Source organism: Algoriphagus sp. (assembly GCF_046296635.1).
GTDB lineage: Bacteria > Bacteroidota > Bacteroidia > Cytophagales > Cyclobacteriaceae > Algoriphagus.
The window spans coordinates 65,550-82,844 of sequence record NZ_JBKBKZ010000019.1 but is presented as its reverse complement, the minus strand read 5'-3'; the positions used below and the strand labels follow the sequence as shown (position 1 = coordinate 82,844).

Here is a 17,295-nt window from a genome sequence, read left to right as displayed (position 1 = left end):
TTGGAGGTTAGGAAGTTTGGAGGTTTGGAGGTTTGGATGACTGGAAGTTGAAATTATCATACCCGACACCCGACATCGGTCATCGGACACTTGTCCGCCGTGGAGGATCGGACATCGGTCATCCTTCATCGGTCATTTACTCACTTTTTAAGGTTTTTGAGGGGTTCATGGAAAAGACTTTCCAACTCCGATAGGCAATAGTAATCAGCGCTAAAACCAAAACAATCCCAATAGCTGTCAAGTATGGCCCTAATCCTATAGATGCTCTATTGGCGAAAGCTGAAAGCCAGGAATCGCTAAACCAGATTCCAAAGCCGATTGCCAGCACAGCGGATATGGCTAAAAGCCTGAAGAAATCAGCTGAGAGCACTCCGACCACATCGCCTTGAGTTGCTCCCAACACTTTTCGGATGCTGATTTCCCGAGTCCTTCTTAAAGCCACGTATGAGACCAACCCAAATAACCCCATGCAGGCAATGAAAATCGCAATCCCAGAAAACAATCCGAAAATCTCCCCTACCCGCTGTTCTGAGCGATACATTTGGGCATATTCCTGATCGATAAATTTGTAATTGAAAGGTCGATTGGGCACAAGGTTTTTCCAGGTATTTTCCAAAGATGCCAGATGCGATGCAGGGTTTCCAGCAGGCATTTTTACAAGCAATACATTCGCCTGATCCGGGTCAATGAAAATCACCAATGGACCCACCTGATGATGCAGGGAATTGAAATGGAAATTCTTAATCACCCCTTTTACATGAGCCAAACCACCTCCAAAATCGACTTTTTTCCCAATTGCTTCTTCAGGACTCCAACCTAAGCGTTGAAGTGCAGATTCATTTAGAATTACTGGCAATTCAAGTGTAGAATCATAAGCAACAGATCTGGAAAGATCAGTTTCAGTGAAATTTTCACCTGCCAAAATCTTCAATCCTAGTGTATTGACCAAGTCATTGTCTACAGAATATCCTGTGATCATAAATTCAGTTTGGTTGTCTCCTCCCGGAAATATGGTATAGGAAGCCTTGATATGAATCGGCATATCAGCTGCCAATGAAACAGACTCTGCAGCACCTGTGCGGAGCATTTCCTGTTTTACAGATTCGATAGAATTCCGCATATTATAATGATAGGGCAGAGCTACCACTTGTTCTTTTTGGTAACCCAAATTGACTTCCTTCATGAAATCCAGTTGAGACTTCACCACAAATGTGGAGATCAAAAGTCCCATGGACACAAAGAATTGAAAGACCACCAATGATTTTCTGACCCAAGCCCCTCCTCCGATTTTGACTTTATTACCCAAGGCTTTGATCGGTTCCAAACCGGATAGAATAATGGATGGATACATGCCTGACAATAATCCAATCACTAGTACCAAAGCCGCTAAGAACAACATTCCTTTGAGGGAAAATAGCAAACTCAAATTCAATGGAACTCCCCCAATCTTCACAAACTGTGGAGCAATCATGTAGATCACTAATAAGCTCAAAAGTGCCGCTCCAAAAGTTAAAATCATTGATTCGGATACAAACTGACCAAAAAGCTGCCCACGATCAGCCCCCATCACTTTTCGAAGTCCTACTTCTTTGTTTCGCTCCGTTGCTTCGGCGGTTGCCAAATTCACATAGTTGATGATGCCGATAGCAATCAGAAGGATGGCGACAATACCAAAAATGTATAAGTATTTAATGTCTGTTCCCGGTTTCACTGTGCTAAGGGTTTGATCACCCAAGTGGATACTCGTTACTGGTTGAGTCAAAAAAGCAGTCTGGAAACCATATTCCCGCTGTTCTTCACCCAAGTATTTTTCGACCATCCGAGGGAGTTTGGCTTCAAACTGACTCAAATTTGCATCTGGCCGAAGTTTTACATAACTGTAGTAATTACTTGGAGACCATTCGGGATTTTTACCGTGGCGGTGAGTTTTGAAAGAAGCCAAAAAATCAAAGTCCAAGTGACTGTTACTTGGAAAGTCTTCCATCACACCAGTAATTTGATAGTCTTTACTGTCAATTTTCAGTGTTTTACCTTCTGCATTTTGGGCCGAACCGAAATAGCGCTTGGCAGTACTTTCGGTCAGTACCACTTGGTTTGGCTCATTTAGGAGGTTTCCTTTTTGCCCCGCAATTATTTCAAAGTCAAAGACTTTATAGAAATTTTCATCTACAAAGGCAAATCTGGATTCCTCGTGATTGCCTTCTCCTGCATCTACCAAGACTGAGGAAAATATGCTCAAATCAAACACCAAAGTTCCGGTCTCCACCTCCGGAAATTCTTCAATCAATGTGGGTACCAAAATTGAAGGAGTAGTACCAACCAATTGGCTTTCTCCACCTGATGTGAATTCCTGATTGAACTTATAAATTCGATCCGTACCGGAGTACATTCGATCAAAGCTCCATTCGTGATAGATGTAGAGCGTGATTACAAAAAAACTGACCAAGGCTACAGTTAGGCCCAAGAGATTTATTCCCGTATAAAGCGTTCGCTTTTTCAGGTTTCTAAAGGAGACTTTCAGGTAATTTTTCCACATGGCTTTTGGATTGGAAAATTATTAATTGATCATTAGTAATTCTTCAAGTTAACGAGAGGTCTTGAGCTAGAAGACCGAAGACCGAAGAAAAGATTTGATTCTTACTTGGTCTTTTGAATTTGTGATTATGTATTTGATGAATTTCCCTTTGATTGTTTTGGAAAATTGAAAGATGAATAGAAATTAAATTTCAATTTCACCTGAATACCTTTCCCACTATTATGCCATAAAAATAGCCTCAGAATAAGCTCCTGAGGCTATTTTACGAGTTTTGGACTTTTACTTTGTCGAACATTTTTGTTCGCCAGCGAACAAATCAGTTGGCAGTTGGCAGTCGCAGTGTTCAGTTTCCAATTCGCAAAGGCCAGTTGGAATTTGTGTCAGGCAGAGCGAAGTCGAAGCCATGATCAGTTGGCAGTGATCAGTTTCCAGTCGCAGTTTACAGTATTCGCAGTGGTCAACTAGCAGTTGATTCCATTGTCTTGCCTCTCGCTTCTTGCCTCTTCTCTTGATACTAAAATCTTGATACTCATTACCTCACCCCGCGCTCCCGATTTGCTACGCTGCTCGGGACAGGCTCTCTCCTTAAGAAGAGGGAGATTGTGAAGTGGTAATATGGAATTACGTGATCTAATTTGCCTCTCGCTTCTTTCCTCTTGCCTCTCGCCTCTTTTTTTGATACTTGATACTTTTTAAGTCTGAATCACACCGACATTAAATCTTTCTGTAATCGGTGAATGATTTGCCGCCTCGATTCCCATGCTGATCACCTTGCGGGTCTCCCGTGGATCAATGACACCATCCACCCAAAGTCGGGAAGCGGCGTAGTATGGGCTCAATTCTTCATTGTATTTATTGGTGATTTCTTCTAAAAGCTGAGTTTCATCTTCTTGAGAAATTACTTTTCCTTTCTTTTTTAGAGAAGCCACTTTGATTTGAAGTAAGGTTTTTGCGGCGGATGCACCGGACATCACTGCCATTTGGGCTGTAGGCCAAGAGTAAATCAAGCGTGGATCGTAAGCTTTGCCACACATAGCATAATTACCTGCACCGTACGAATTACCAAGTACGATAGTAAACTTCGGCACAACAGAATTGGCCATGGTATTGACCATTTTTGCACCGTCTTTAATAATGCCGCCATGTTCTGCTTTGCTACCTACCATAAAGCCACTGACATCCTGAAGAAATACCAAAGGGATTTTTCGCTGATTGCAGTTCATAATAAATCGCGCAGCTTTGTCCGCTGAGTCGGAGTAAATCACTCCACCCATCTGCATTTCACCTTTTGACGTTTTGACGATTTTGCGCTGGTTTGCAATAACTCCCACTGCCCAGCCTTCGATACGAGCTGTACCACAGATAATAGTTTTTCCGTAATCTTTCTTGTACTCGTCGATCTCTCCACCATCTACAATACCTGCAATCACGTCCAGCATATCGTATGGCTTTCCTCTCTCCATGGGAAATATATCAAGGAGTTTTTCCTCAGGGATTCCCGGATCATTGCTTTCAATTCGATCAAATCCAGCTTTTGGATTTTCTCCCAAAGTCCCAAAGATCTTACGAATGGCATCCAAACAATCCTGATCCGAGTCGTATTTGTTGTCCGTCACTCCAGAGATTTCGCAGTGGGTGGTTGCCCCTCCGAGCGTCTCATTGTCTACACTTTCTCCGATTGCAGCTTTCACTAAATAAGACCCAGCTAGAAAAATAGATCCGGTCTTATCCACGATCATCGCTTCATCAGACATAATCGGAAGATAAGCGCCACCCGCTACACAGCTTCCCATGATGGCGGCGATTTGGACAATCCCCATGGCTGACATTTTTGCATTATTCCGGAATTGCCTACCAAAGTGCTCCTTGTCAGGAAAAATCTCATTTTGCATGGGAAGGAAAACTCCCGCACTATCCACTAGATAAATGATGGGAAGGTGATTTTCCATGGCGACTTCCTGTGCACGAAGATTCTTTTTGGCAGTCATGGGAAACCAAGCACCAGCTTTGACTGTAGCATCATTGGCCACTATTACACACATTCGCCCGTTTACATATCCAATTCCTGAAACTACGCCTGCGGAAGGACAACCGCCCTCCTCTTCGTACATTCCATCAGCCGCAAATGTGCCGATTTCTAAAAATCTGGAGTCAGTGTCGATCAGGTAATCTATCCGCTCTCTTGCAGTCAACTTGCCCTTGGCGTGCTCAGAGTCAATCCTTTTTTGGCCTCCGCCGAGTTTTACTTCAGAAGTTTTGGCAGCAAGTTTTAAAATTAAATCCTGAAAAGTCGGGTTGCTTGTTTCCATTCGGGAATCCATTAGTCAATTTGGGTTTATGATTATAGAAACTTCCATTATGTTCGGGAAGTTTGGATAGCAAGATACAGAAAAGCCCTTTTCTTCACAGAAAAGGGCTTGAATGCTTTCAGAAATTTTAGGAATTAATTGGATTCGATTTGCTCTTTGTAATCTTTAATTGATCTGTAAATTGCTGATGCCATGTACTCTTTGCCTTCCTTGGTCATCAGAAACTTTTCTTCCTCTAGGTTGGATAAAAATCCAAGTTCCACCAGCACGCTAGGCATTGAAGGTGTCCAAAGCACATAAAATGGTCCCTGTTTTACCCCACGACTCTTTCGGCCGACACGATCTCTAAACTGCGTTTCGATATGATCAGCCAAAGTAATACTGTTTCCGATGAAGGCTTTTTGAGTTAAGTTAAATAGCATGTATGACTCCGGGGATGTAGGATCAAATCCTTCATAATCCTCCTTATAGTTTTCTTCCAGGAAAATTACTGAGTTTTCTCTTTTCACAATGTCAAAATTTGCCTCAAAGTATTTGGTACCCATCACAAAAGTTTCAGTACCAAAGGCAGATTTGTTGGTTGCGGCGTTGGAGTGAATCGAAACAAAGAGATCAGCCTTGTTCACATTTGCGATATTTGGACGCTGTTTTAGTGTGGGAAAGCTATCATCCTTCCGAGTGTAAATCACTTCCACATCAGGCATATTTTCCTTGATGTATTTACCAACAAGAAGAGTTACAGCTAGGTTGATATCCTTTTCTTTGACCTTCGACCCGATATTTCCGGGGTCACTTCCACCATGTCCTGCATCCAAGACGATTTTTTTCATCCGAAAAGCAGGCATCATCGTTTCATTGGGGATAAATCCTCCAAATAAAAAGGGAATAGCTATAAGAAAACTTAAGAGAATTTTTTTGTTATTCATCCGTTCCATGAGGGCAATCGAATTAACTTTACGCAATATTTCTAACAAATTAAACAAAGCGCTTACAGCAGTGTCGGGTTTCAAATTCCTTTTATTACTTATTTCAGGGCTTTGGATTACTCCGCAACTTGCGTTGGCTCAGCGACCTGTTCAGCCGCCTCGGGAAAGGGTCCTGATAGCTCCGGACACTTTAACCCCACCTACGCGCTCCCTTCCTCTCGCTGATACCCTTGCTGCAAGGCAAGACACTTTGGTTAAACTCGACTCGGCAAAAATGATGCCCACAAGCGATATCCAAACAGATATTCTCTATTTTGCTGAGGATAGCATCATTACAGATTTTGTGGAAAATAAGGTTTACCTCTACAAAAAAGCCTGGTTTGAATACGGTGACATGAAATTGGAGGCAGACCGTATCGTCATTGACTGGAAAAATTCCGAACTCTTTGCCACCGGTATTATAGACAGTTTGGGGGCAGTATCAGGAAATCCATTTTTCACTGACAAAGGCACAGTCTATGAGATTCGAAAAGAAATAAGATACAATTTCAAATCTCAGAAAGCCATAATTAAAGATGTGGTCACTGAACAGCAAGATGGAGTCTTGAGAGGCGAAACAATTAAAAAGACGGCAGACGGAAGTATCTACCTAGACCATGGATATTATACTACCTGTAAACTCACCAAGCCGCACTGGCACATCTCCTCCAACAAAATTAAATCGATTCAGGGAAAACAGGTGGTCTCAGGTCCTTTCAACCTATATTTCAATGGGATCCCTACTCCACTTGGATTACCTTTTGGAATTATACCAGATACTCCTGATGAAAAAGCCTCGGGAATCATTATTCCATCTTATGGTAAAGAGCAGCGGCGAGGAATTTTCCTTCGTGATCTTGGGTATTATTTTGCAATTAACGACTACATCCACGCTAGAGTCACCGGGGATATTTTTTCCAAAGGTGGTTATGGACTAAAATCTCAAGCCGTCTACACCAAGCGCTATCGCTACAGCGGAGGATTCAACGTAGATTTTCAAAAGTTTGTAAGCCCTGAAACTGAGCTCAATCCGGTGGACTACAATACTTTTCGAGTGCAGTGGAATCATTCCCCAATTTCCCGGGGCACAGGAAAGTTTTCGGCTTCAGTGAATGCAGGCTCGACCAGTTATTTCAATAACGTGGTCAACGTGAACAATTTTGCCAACAACGTGAATGCAGATTTGAGCTCTAATATCTCTTATTCCAAGTCTTTCTCAGGAACTCCGTTCTCGATGTCAGCAAATTTTAGACATTCTCAAAGTGTGCAAACAGGAGAAGTCAGACTTGATTTACCTACTGTTGCAGTGAATATGAACCGGCAGAACCCGTTCAGAAATGTAAAGTTTGAACCACTGAAAACCCTGAACGTGGCCTGGAACTTCAACATGCAAAACACAATCACCAATCGTGTGCAGCAAGAAATCGGAGTAAACAATCCGGAACTTGGCGGAAGACCGAATACTATTCCTTTCAATGCAGACAATTTCGGACTTCTGCTAAGAAATGCTACCAACGGTGCCAGAAACTCGATTCCTCTGTCCTCCAACTTTACACTTTTCAACTATTTCACAGGAACTGCTTCAGTCGATTACAACGAGCTCTGGTATTTGCAACGGATCAATTATTACTACAACCCATCCGAGGAACGAGTAGATCGAATTGTAGAGGATGGATTTAATAGAGTAGGTTTCTACACCACGTCATTTTCGATGAGCACCAACTTCTATGGCTTTTACAATTTCAAGCCAGGCAGTAAACTCCAGACGATAAGACACCATTTAGCACCGACATTTGGTTTTAATTTCACTCCGGACTTCTCGGATCCTTCTTATGGTTATTATCAGGAAGTTCAAACAGATAATACCGGAAGAATTCAGCGCTTCTCAAGGCATCAGGGCTTTGTTTTCAGCGGTGCGCCTTTGGGAGAATCACGATCATTAAGCCTTGGCCTTAGAAACGTGATTGAAGCAAAAATCCTAAATTCCAAGGACAGCACTTCTGAAACTGCAACTAAGAAAATACCAATCTTGGAGTCTTTTAACATCAATACAGCCTACAATTTTGCAGCTGATTCCTTCCAGCTTTCTCCATTGCAGCTTTCTGCCCGAACCAGCTTTTTTGATCGAAAACTTTCCGTCAACTTGACAAGTAATATCGATCCCTACGCAGTACGAGAGACGATTCAGGAAAATGGAACTTCGACGTTTAGAAGTATCAATCAGTTTGCCTGGAAAAATGGGCAAGGCATAGGGATGATCCGGAATGCATCTCTGAATATGAATGCATCCATCAATCCAAGAAGTGGCCAATCGCCCGGAGAAAAGCGAGACGAACTTACTCAGGATTTTATTCAGCGCGGCGGGGTAATGGATGAGTTTGCACAAAATGAAATCAATCGGATCGTCTCCGATCCTAGCCAATATATCGATTGGGATATTCCGTGGAATTTGACTTTAGGCTACAATCTTGCCTATTCCCGTCAGATCAACAATAATGAAAACATCACCCAAACCCTAAACATCAGCGGGGATGTCTCTTTTTCTGAAAAGTGGAAAATCAATTTCAATACTGGATATGATGTGCAGGCAGCAGCCATTACCCAAACCATGATAGGAATTGCCCGCGATCTTCACTGCTGGCAGATGAATTTAAACTGGGTTCCTTTTGGAAGATTTACCTCCTACAACATCGACATTCGAGTCAAATCCAGCATTCTTCAAGACCTAAAAGTCTCTAGAAGAAGATCTTTCTTTGATTTTTAGAAAAAAGTCGGATAACCGATGTCCGATGTTTTCGAGAAATTAAAGGGGATTGTACTGTTGAAATCAAACTCGCGCACGGCTAAGTGGCATAGTCATACAACGAGGGCCTCCCAGACCTCGGCTTAGCTCCGAACTTGGAATTTCCAAAACTTCCACTCCCATATTTCTCAGCGCTCGATTGGTATGGATGTTTCGATTATAAGAAATTACCCGTCTTGGTCCGATGGCGAAGACATTTGCACCATCAAACCACTGTTCTCTCATGGAATAATCCGGATTGCCATCTGCCGTGTGCAATACTTCCAAGTGGGATATTTCCCGTGCTAGGACAGTCAACAAGGATTCTTTTAAGACTTCCCGTTTGATCGACACTTTATCTCCATTGTTTTCTTTCAAAGTATAAAGAGAAGTCTGCAAAACTGCATTCATTGCATCAGGATAGGTCAAAACCAGATTTTCATCCAAAATGGTAAATACCGTGTCCAAGTGCATGTATTGACGCTTCTGAGGAAGGTGGACTTCATAAACTCGCTTCACAGAACCCTCGGCTAAAAGTGCCTTGGCAGCATGATAAATTGCTTTCTCATCTGTCCGTTCGGAATTACCAATTGCAACGGCTTCATGGGAAAGAATGATCACATCTCCCCCTTCGATACTCGGAGGCGAGTCATGACCATTAATTGGATACAACCTATTGACATGTTCTTTGAAATCAGGATGATGCTCAAAGATCGTCCGCAGCAAATCCGCCTCTCGCTGCCTGCCTTCCATTTTCATGGACGAAAAAATAATTCCGCCTGGGGTCAAAGCCATCGGATCCCTCTGAAAATATAGGTTTGGACAAGGTGGAATAGCAAAGGCATAATCCAGCAATTCTCCGGGGTTCAGGTTAGGAATTTTCCGCTTGAGTTCATGAATTTTGAGACCAGCGGTCAAAATACCGGCACACTCAGCCGTAGAATAGCGCTCCAAAATATCTTCCGCCAAATGTGAAAGCCCAGAGCGAGTCAGGGATTCTTGCATCAATCTTAGGAGAATTTGTTGATCGTATAAAACTCTGATGAGTAGTTCTCTGAGTTGATACACCTGAGCTCCAGTTGATTCCTTGATCAGATTGGAAAATGTGTCATGCTCATTTTGAAGAGCCTCCAGATATGGCACATCCTCAAACAAAAGGAATTCTTTATTATAAGGTGTCAGTCGGTCAATTTCCTTGCCCGGTCGGTGCATTAAGACAGCTCTGAGCGTCCCAAACTCTGAATTTATTCGCAAATTCATAATTTCTATTTTCACAACAAAAACGTGAATTTATTGCAATTTTAAAAATTAAAAGCATAAAAATTGGACAAAATATTAAAAATAAAGAAATTTATTCCAGATTAATTTTTTAGAAATTTTCTTGGTTTCAAAATGTACCATCTATTTGGAGAAGAGGAATTTTAGGTTTTTTGACCTTGGGTTTATTTTCAACTAATCTATTTTCTTGACTTTAACTGCCCAGAAACCATCGGATGGAGTAATTAGGTTGCCTGGAAGATCGAGATATGTCGACGGAAGCCATATCGAGCTTAATATATCCATCCATTGTACCTCATACCTGCCCTTAGTAGGATTCAATACTACTTCTCCCCCTTTTGGAAAGAAAACAAGGATTTCACTGTTTTCATTGGCCAAACAGTAAGCTTCATTAGGTTCCTTACCAGTCATCAAACCATTACTCGGTTTGCAAGTAAATATGTCTATTGTTTCTGTCAGCATACGCATGCTATTTATATGTGACAGGGCCAAATCACTGTGTCCGATTCCTACAGTGGGTCTATGAAAACGTACTGATGAAGATCCAGCAAAAATATTACGCCAAAACCTTTCCTGCGCATCAGTCATATTGCCTGCCCACCCACCAAGATTGCCATATATTTTGGTATTGGTTATGGGCCTTATTTTGCCGGAATTTTGTATTTCATTCCAAACATAAAGTCCAGTCTCATAATGCGTTTCACCCACTTGCGCATTATGATTTGAAATATCTACGAATGAAAAATTTTCCGTGTCGTACAAAGTGTTGGCTACCCCAGACCTTAGAGTAAAAAAGTGGTTGGCAGGATCTTGTACTATAGCGTCTGGAACGGCACCGCCCGTGGGGTCAAAAGTATCCCACATTTCAGTAACCTCAATCTGTATTTGTGCCTGTTCAGCCTTATCCTTAATGTATTGTGACCAATAGATCGACCATTTTGGATCTGCATTAGTCTCATTATCAATTACGTACAACACATGGTCATATTTAAGGCTTATTGACAATAATTTGTCAACAAACTTTTGTTGAAATGCCAATACAGTATAGGTTTTTTCAAAATCAAAAGGAATGACAAGAGGCAAGACGGTGTTGAAAAATGAGTTAATTAACTCAAAGCCATTGGAAGTAAAATCCTCAAGCAACCCAGATGTCTGGGCGGTATAATTGATGTTGTTTTTTGGATTGAAAGGATTTCTTCCCCATGCTGTTTGTCCATCAATAACATGCGAACTTCGTGAATAAAAATCATAGGTTTCCCAAATTTCTACCTGAACAATTATCTCTCTTTTTTGGGTTTCACTTAAAAAATATTCAAATCTACTCCAATACTCCTCGTTCCACTTGTTTAGGTCAAACAATCCGGATTTTGGGTCAATAGCAAAAGCAAATACATTTCCCGAATCTCTACTCGACATGGTACAGCGAAGATAATTTCCTCCAAATTGAACCAGTCTGTCAAGTTCTTCAATCAATTCCGGGGAAGTTTGTTGAAAAAGGTTGTCATCTGAGCTTCCTCCAAGTAATAAAACCGGTTGATTTTTATATTGCCAATAACTGGGATTCTTTACATAGGGCCGTATTCTTGGATTCTCATCATCGGTTTGTGGATCCTTTCCATTTGAAAAGGAAAAAGATAGAAATATTGGTAGGCAAAGGATAAAAAAAAGCCTTAAGGTGATAGGGTAATTAGTAGTCATAGGTTTGATCATAATTGAGAACCATCCGCCATTTGTCCATCGAAAACCCATCTTCACGCATGGAAAACATAATTTGATGAATCCCGGCAGACTCAATGTCAAGGTAAATTAATCTTTCTTCACCACAGTGCTCCTCCTGGGTTCTTTGCTTACTTGCCCATGTCCAACTAAATTTATCCTCGCACCATTGCATTCTTTGCCCCGATTCAGGCCATTCCCCATCTAATCCCACATGAACACCGTTGTCTTCAGTTCCTGTAGAAAACACCCTAGCCCATACATAATATCTCCCTGTGTTTTGAAATTCTATTGAGTAGGATATGATTGCCATTTTTCCGGGTTCATTGCTGAAATTTTCACCATTAATCAAAGGGTCACTATGACCTATACGGGTATCCGGCAGGATTTTTATATAAGAATTGCCCGATGCCTCTTTTAATTTTCTGGACTCTAAAGTATCTGGATTTGATTTGCCTTTTATGAGATACCATTTTCTGATTTCGTCCAATGTCTGATTGTTAAAATTTTCCGCCTCGACTTCAACAACCCCGTTTTTTTCAATTCCAGTTTGAGATTTCAAAACAAAGGGGGATATTAACATGATGAAGAAAATGTATGGTCTCATTGATTTTTCGGGTTTAATTCAAAATTACTTTCTCGAAAATTATTTCTAAAACAGGGTAATCATTTAAATGAAGAACTGCCAATCATCGATAACACTTCCATATTGTTGAAAAATCATAAATTTTTCGATGTTAATTTATGTTTTTAAAGCATACTATTCTATTTTTTACAAACTCAAAAACCTAATGGCACGATTATTTCGTTCCTCTAGGAAATTACCGAAAAATCAATTTATGCGATCATTCAAAAGACTTTCCCTTGGGATCTTATTCTCTGGAGCACTCCTATTTCAGGCCAGTTGTTCCTCTGCCCAAATCACAGATATTTTAAAACAAGTGAATTCCAACCCCACTACGGCTGAGATTTCTATGGGCCTGAAAGAGGCTTTGGAAAAAGGAACCGGAATCAGTGCGGAGCGACTTTCACTTGAAAATGGTTATTTGGGGAATTTGGATGTTAAAATCCTTTTTCCAGAGGAAGCGAAAAATGTTGAAAACACCCTTCGTTCTATTGGAATGGGATCGATGGTAGATCAGGTGATTACCAGCTTAAACAGAGCCGCAGAAGATGCTGCTATTGCTGCCAAACCAATTTTTACCGATGCCATCAAGCAGATGAGTTTTCAGGATGTGCAAAAAATCCTGCTTGGAGAGCAAAATGCTGCAACGACGTATTTCAAAGGTAGCACCACCTCATCCCTCACTCAGAGGTTTTCACCTATCATCGATACCAGCTTGAAGAAAGTGGACGCTACCAGATACTGGAGTGATGCGATGACCCAATACAATCGAATTCCTCTCGTGAAAAAAGTAGACACAGACTTGACAGCCTACGTAACTCAAAAAGCAATTGACGGACTGTTTCTTGAAATCGCCAAAGAAGAGCTTAAAATCCGTGAAAACATCAATGCCCGAACCAGCCCATTGCTGAAGAAAGTATTTGGTTACGCTGAGAGTCAGAAGAAGTAGGAAATTTATCTGATTATCCGATATTCTATCAATAGACGAATTTACAAAAGCTTAGGGGCTGGAAGACCGATGCCTCGACTCCGCTCAGCACAAGCGACGGAAGATGTCCTAAAAATCAGATTTTGAGCCAATTTACAATATTAGTTTTCATGCCCACGTGAGTGTCCGCTCACGTGTTTTTTTGCCCAACTCTTTGAAGCTTCGATTATCCCTATTCAGTTAGTTATTAAATACAAATGTGAAGTCTTTTTTGCCCACGTGAGTGTCATCAATCACGTTTGTTTTTAATTTATTTGAATTAATGAAATGATTTGACAATCAGATTATTGCTGAAAATTTAAGGAAAACAATTAACCATTTGCATATGGATAGCTGTGAGTAGCAGGCACACAAAGCGGCGGAAAAAACGTCTCCTGGATCAGCTTTTACCTAATCCAAGTTGGAATGAACTTTACATTTTTCCAAGATCCTTTCTTCAATTCAAATACAAAGGCTCTACCATCCCCATAAATCTGATGGTGGAAATCTATTTCTAAGTATAGTATGCAAAAGGATAAGTATGCCCGATTATTGAAGCTCGATTATCAAGCTGTCCACTTTTAATCAAGTCATTTACTAACTTTTCTACTAAATGATTATAGGATTTATGGACTATCTCCTTTTTTGAGGCACAATTTATCGAGAACATAAAAAATAAAAAGGAAATCAATCTAGACTTCATAACAATTCAATATAAATAATTTCAATTACTGAATAATCATTCTATTGGAAACCTTCCTGTATCCAGAATTTTGGAAAAGGATAATCTACTTATTTTTTATATTTCTAATTTCTTCCTTTAAAATTGGAAGATCCTTCATCAAAATTTTCCAAAGTGTAGTTGGATCGATTGAATCATATGCATGAACTATCATATTTCGTAACCCGATAATATGTTTAGAGCTTGAAATCTTAATAGTTGGATCAAGGAGAGTAATCTTTCTAACTGCTTCGCCAACAATTTCCAAATCCCGTTCTACAGTTCTTACAGCCATAAAATTTGAACTGAATTTTGAGTAATCCCTAGAGTTTATTTCAATCACTTGCTCCAATTCTTGGATCACTGATTCAATGTCAAGGATGAATTTCAAAATCTTACTAGGCGGCATAGAGCTCGACTTTCGTTTCATCCAGTTCACGCTTGAAAACAGGATTCTTTACTACCCTGTAGGAAACCAAATCCACTTTCCTCAAAAACAAGGTCTCCAATTCATCTTTAAGAGCAAAAAAAGCTTCCCCATGCTCAATAGGTGAAAGGTTTTCAGAAAATAAAACCGCCAAATCCACATCACTTGAAGCTGAAAAAGAGTCTGAAACAGCCGAACCAAACAAAAATAAGTTTGCTACAAAATGCTTCTTGCAGATGGCATCTAGCTGGCTTTGTTGTTTTGGGTTCAATTTTAACATAATCAAATATAAGAACGAACGATGAAAATTTGAGATTCCCTAGTTCTAAACCGATTTTTTGATTCAAGCGAAATAAATTTTGATTCAAAAGGAGTTTATTCGTGCAAATTTTCGATGTATTTTCTGCAGAAAATCAAAAAACAAATGGAAGTTGGGGCACAACCAATATTGGACAATGAGAAAAATTATTGAGCTTCTGAAAATTGACAAAAGCTTTGTTTTTGAAGGATCAAGAGAAGATTTTTTTTTCAAATTTCTTAAAGATCAAAAATCCATCAACTACGAGGTGGTGACTTTTGACGAGATTGAGTTGTCCCCAGATGTCTCATACGGTACCTTATTTATAGGTTCATTTGGATTTGGAATCAGCGTGAAAGCTTTTTTAAGCCAGATTGAGGACAATCGACTGAAAATAAATTTCAAAACAAAAATAAGAGTAGAGCATTAACTAATCGCTGCTATGTTTATCGGATTCTATGCAATCCTCCCAATGTTTGAAAAGCCAAATTGGCTATATCTTTATTTGTTCGGAATTTGGATTGTTTGTCATTTTTGGTTCCAATTTGTCTATAGATACCAAGAAAATCACGTGATCGAAAATCTAGTTTCGAAAATGGGCATGGAAAAAATTGGATTATAAGTCGAGGCTCTAATATTGAATAACTTCATCTTCCCCCTTTTTGCGTTTTTTCTTTGCGGCTTCTCCGTCTTTGCGTTGAAAAAAATCTTTGTGCCAAAAACACAAAAAAACCGAAGTCACCTTCGGTTTTTCTCATATTTAGAAATCCTTATACCAAATCAATAGTCAATTTCTCCCCTTCTCTAGTCACTTTCACCAGTCCTTTTTGTGAAAGTCCTTTCATGGAAATATCCCATTTCTTTCCACTTAAGCCAGATTGGGTTTTCAATTCCGCTAGTGATGCAGGATGATTTTTACTCAAGAGTTCAAAAATCACTTTTTCATCCTCGGTCATTTCTACAGCTTTTTTCTCAGGTCTCATCTGAGGGAAGAAAAGCACTTCTTGAATCGTAGTCTTATTTGTCAAAAGCATCGTCAATCGATCGATGCCAATCCCCAAACCTGAAGTCGGAGGCATACCGTATTCCAAGGCACGAAGGAAATCCTCATCCATTGCCATGGCTTCGTCGTCACCTCTCGCTGCTAATTTCAACTGCTCTTCAAAACGCTCGCGTTGATCGATTGGATCATTTAGCTCAGTATAGGCGTTTGCTATTTCTTTTCCATTGACAAAAAGCTCAAATCGCTCCACCAATCCCGGCTTGCTGCGGTGCTTTTTCGCCAAAGGCGTCATCTCAATCGGATAATCCGTGATGTAAGTCGGTTGGATCAGATGCTCCTCCACTTTGGCACCGAAGATTTCGTCAATCAACTTGCCGCGACCCATGGAGTTGTCCACTTGAATCCCCAAATCCACACAAACCTGTCGTATTCCGGCCTCATCAAGTTCACTCACATCCACTCCTGCAAATTCCAAAATGGAATCATACATCGTCAGTCTTCGGTAAGGCCCTGCAAAGTCAATCTCTCGTTCCCCTACTTTTACTACGGTCTTGCCATGGATGGTTTCAGTCACTTTCTCCAGCAACTCCTCCACCATTTCCATCATCCAGATGTAGTCTTTGTAGGCCACATAGATTTCCATGGAAGTGAATTCCGGATTGTGCGTGCGGTCCATTCCTTCATTTCGGAACATTTTTCCAAACTCATATACTCCTTCAAAACCACCGACGATCAATCTTTTCAGATATAATTCATTGGCAATTCTCAGAAAAAGTGGCATATCCAGCGTATTGTGATGCGTCGAAAAAGGTCTCGCAGCTGCACCACCATGCACACTTTGTAAGATCGGGGTTTCCACTTCCAGCCATCCGTGATCATCAAAGTATCGACGCATGTTGGAGATAATTTTGGCACGGGTGACGAACGTTGATTTGATTTCTGGATTTACAGTCAAATCCACATAGCGCTGTCTGTAGCGGAGCTCGGGATCGGTAAATCCGTCATAGACATTACCTTCTTCGTCCCGCTTCACCACTGGAAGTGGTTTAACAGACTTGGAAAGAATCTTCAATTCCGTGACATGAAGAGAGATCTCACCAGTTTGAGTAGTGAAAATGTAGCCTTTCACCCCAACGAAATCGCCTAATCCAAGAAGCTTTTTGAAAACTGTATTATATAGAGTTTTATCATCGTCCGGACAGATATCATCCCGACGAACGTAGATCTGAAGTATTCCAGTGGAGTCTTGGATCTCGGCAAAAGATGCCGAACCCATTATTCTACGGCTCATCAGACGACCTGCGATGGAGATGTTCTTATGGTCAGTTTTTCTGTTTTCGTAGTTTTTATGGATATCCTCCGCAGTGACGTTGATTGGGAAAGACTCAGCCGGATAGGGATTGATCCCTAAGGCCATCAATTCTTCCCGGTCTTTTCTGCGTTCGAGTTCCTGTTCGCTCAAAAGTTGCATTTTCTATTTTTGATAATTGAAATTCTTTTTTTGTCGGGTGTCGGATGACCGATGTCCGATGATTAAAACCATCCAATTATCGCAACACCACTTACTATTCACTAATTACTACTTACTCCTAACTAAAATGACTTCGTCTACTGTCACACTGACCGGAGTCGAAGTGTCAGCCTGACACCCACTGCAAACTGACCACT

Annotated in this window: 12 protein-coding genes; 3 read left to right on the top strand and 9 right to left on the bottom strand. The window is 40.7% G+C overall.

The features are described 5' to 3' along the window. Positions 1 to 136: 136 nt before the first annotated feature. From ACK4HU_RS14425 to ACK4HU_RS14415, 3 genes are all read right to left on the bottom strand, one after another. A complete protein-coding gene (locus ACK4HU_RS14425; RefSeq protein WP_409807882.1) occupies positions 137 to 2,536 on the bottom strand; it encodes an ABC transporter permease in 2,400 nt (799 codons plus the stop codon). Positions 2,537 to 3,228: 692 nt separating this feature from the next. Beyond that, positions 3,229 to 4,845: an acyl-CoA carboxylase subunit beta gene (locus ACK4HU_RS14420; protein WP_409807910.1), complete on the bottom strand. Its 1,617-nt coding sequence runs from the start codon at positions 4,843 to 4,845 to the stop codon at positions 3,229 to 3,231. Between the two features lie 134 nt (positions 4,846 to 4,979). Continuing rightward, positions 4,980 to 5,780: an N-acetylmuramoyl-L-alanine amidase gene (locus tag ACK4HU_RS14415; RefSeq protein ID WP_409807880.1), complete on the bottom strand. Its 801-nt coding sequence runs from the start codon at positions 5,778 to 5,780 to the stop codon at positions 4,980 to 4,982. Here ACK4HU_RS14415 and ACK4HU_RS14410 point away from each other — a divergent pair. Next, on the top strand, positions 5,779 to 8,574 hold the full coding sequence (locus tag ACK4HU_RS14410; RefSeq protein WP_409807879.1) for a putative LPS assembly protein LptD: 2,796 nt from the start codon (positions 5,779 to 5,781) through the stop codon (positions 8,572 to 8,574). The two genes, ACK4HU_RS14415 and ACK4HU_RS14410, sit on opposite strands and share 2 nt — an antisense overlap. 63 nt (positions 8,575 to 8,637) lie before the next feature. Here ACK4HU_RS14410 and ACK4HU_RS14405 read toward each other — a convergent pair whose 3' ends face one another. The 3 genes from ACK4HU_RS14405 to ACK4HU_RS14395 all read right to left on the bottom strand — a co-directional run bounded on the left by ACK4HU_RS14405 (position 8,638) and on the right by ACK4HU_RS14395 (position 12,193). Next, entirely contained in the window at positions 8,638 to 9,852 is a 1,215-nt protein-coding gene (locus ACK4HU_RS14405) for an arginine deiminase family protein (protein WP_409807877.1), read from the bottom strand. Positions 9,853 to 10,044: 192 nt separating this feature from the next. Beyond that, positions 10,045 to 11,568 (bottom strand): hypothetical protein, encoded by a 1,524-nt coding sequence (locus ACK4HU_RS14400; protein ID WP_409807875.1) that lies wholly within the window; start codon positions 11,566 to 11,568, stop codon positions 10,045 to 10,047. Then, positions 11,558 to 12,193 (bottom strand): hypothetical protein, encoded by a 636-nt coding sequence (locus ACK4HU_RS14395; protein ID WP_409807873.1) that lies wholly within the window; start codon positions 12,191 to 12,193, stop codon positions 11,558 to 11,560. Before ACK4HU_RS14395 ends, ACK4HU_RS14400 begins: the two co-directional genes overlap by 11 nt. Before the next feature lie 232 nt (positions 12,194 to 12,425). Here ACK4HU_RS14395 and ACK4HU_RS14390 point away from each other — a divergent pair, with 232 nt between their 5' ends. Continuing rightward, the gene (locus ACK4HU_RS14390; protein ID WP_409807871.1) at positions 12,426 to 13,160 is read left to right on the top strand and encodes a DUF4197 domain-containing protein; all 735 of its coding nucleotides are present in this window, start codon (positions 12,426 to 12,428) and stop codon (positions 13,158 to 13,160) included. An 806-nt stretch (positions 13,161 to 13,966) separates the two neighbouring features. On the opposite strand, the gene ACK4HU_RS14385 is transcribed toward ACK4HU_RS14390, so the two are convergent. Both ACK4HU_RS14385 and ACK4HU_RS14380 read right to left on the bottom strand, forming a co-directional pair. Continuing rightward, positions 13,967 to 14,308 carry a DUF86 domain-containing protein gene (locus ACK4HU_RS14385; RefSeq protein WP_409807870.1) on the bottom strand — a complete coding sequence of 114 codons (342 nt, stop codon included), beginning with the start codon at positions 14,306 to 14,308 and terminating at the stop codon, positions 13,967 to 13,969. Continuing rightward, on the bottom strand, positions 14,298 to 14,606 hold the full coding sequence (locus ACK4HU_RS14380; protein WP_409807868.1) for a nucleotidyltransferase family protein: 309 nt from the start codon (positions 14,604 to 14,606) through the stop codon (positions 14,298 to 14,300). The genes ACK4HU_RS14385 and ACK4HU_RS14380 overlap by 11 nt, the downstream gene beginning before the upstream one ends. Before the next feature lie 175 nt (positions 14,607 to 14,781). Here ACK4HU_RS14380 and ACK4HU_RS14375 point away from each other — a divergent pair, with 175 nt between their 5' ends. Continuing rightward, a complete protein-coding gene (locus ACK4HU_RS14375) occupies positions 14,782 to 15,054 on the top strand; it encodes a hypothetical protein (RefSeq protein ID WP_409807866.1) in 273 nt (90 codons plus the stop codon). Between the two features lie 340 nt (positions 15,055 to 15,394). Here ACK4HU_RS14375 and lysS read toward each other — a convergent pair whose 3' ends face one another. Then, positions 15,395 to 17,098, bottom strand: coding sequence for a lysine--tRNA ligase (gene lysS, locus ACK4HU_RS14370; RefSeq protein ID WP_409807864.1), 1,704 nt, complete (start codon positions 17,096 to 17,098; stop codon positions 15,395 to 15,397). Between the last annotated feature and the right edge of the window lie 197 nt (positions 17,099 to 17,295).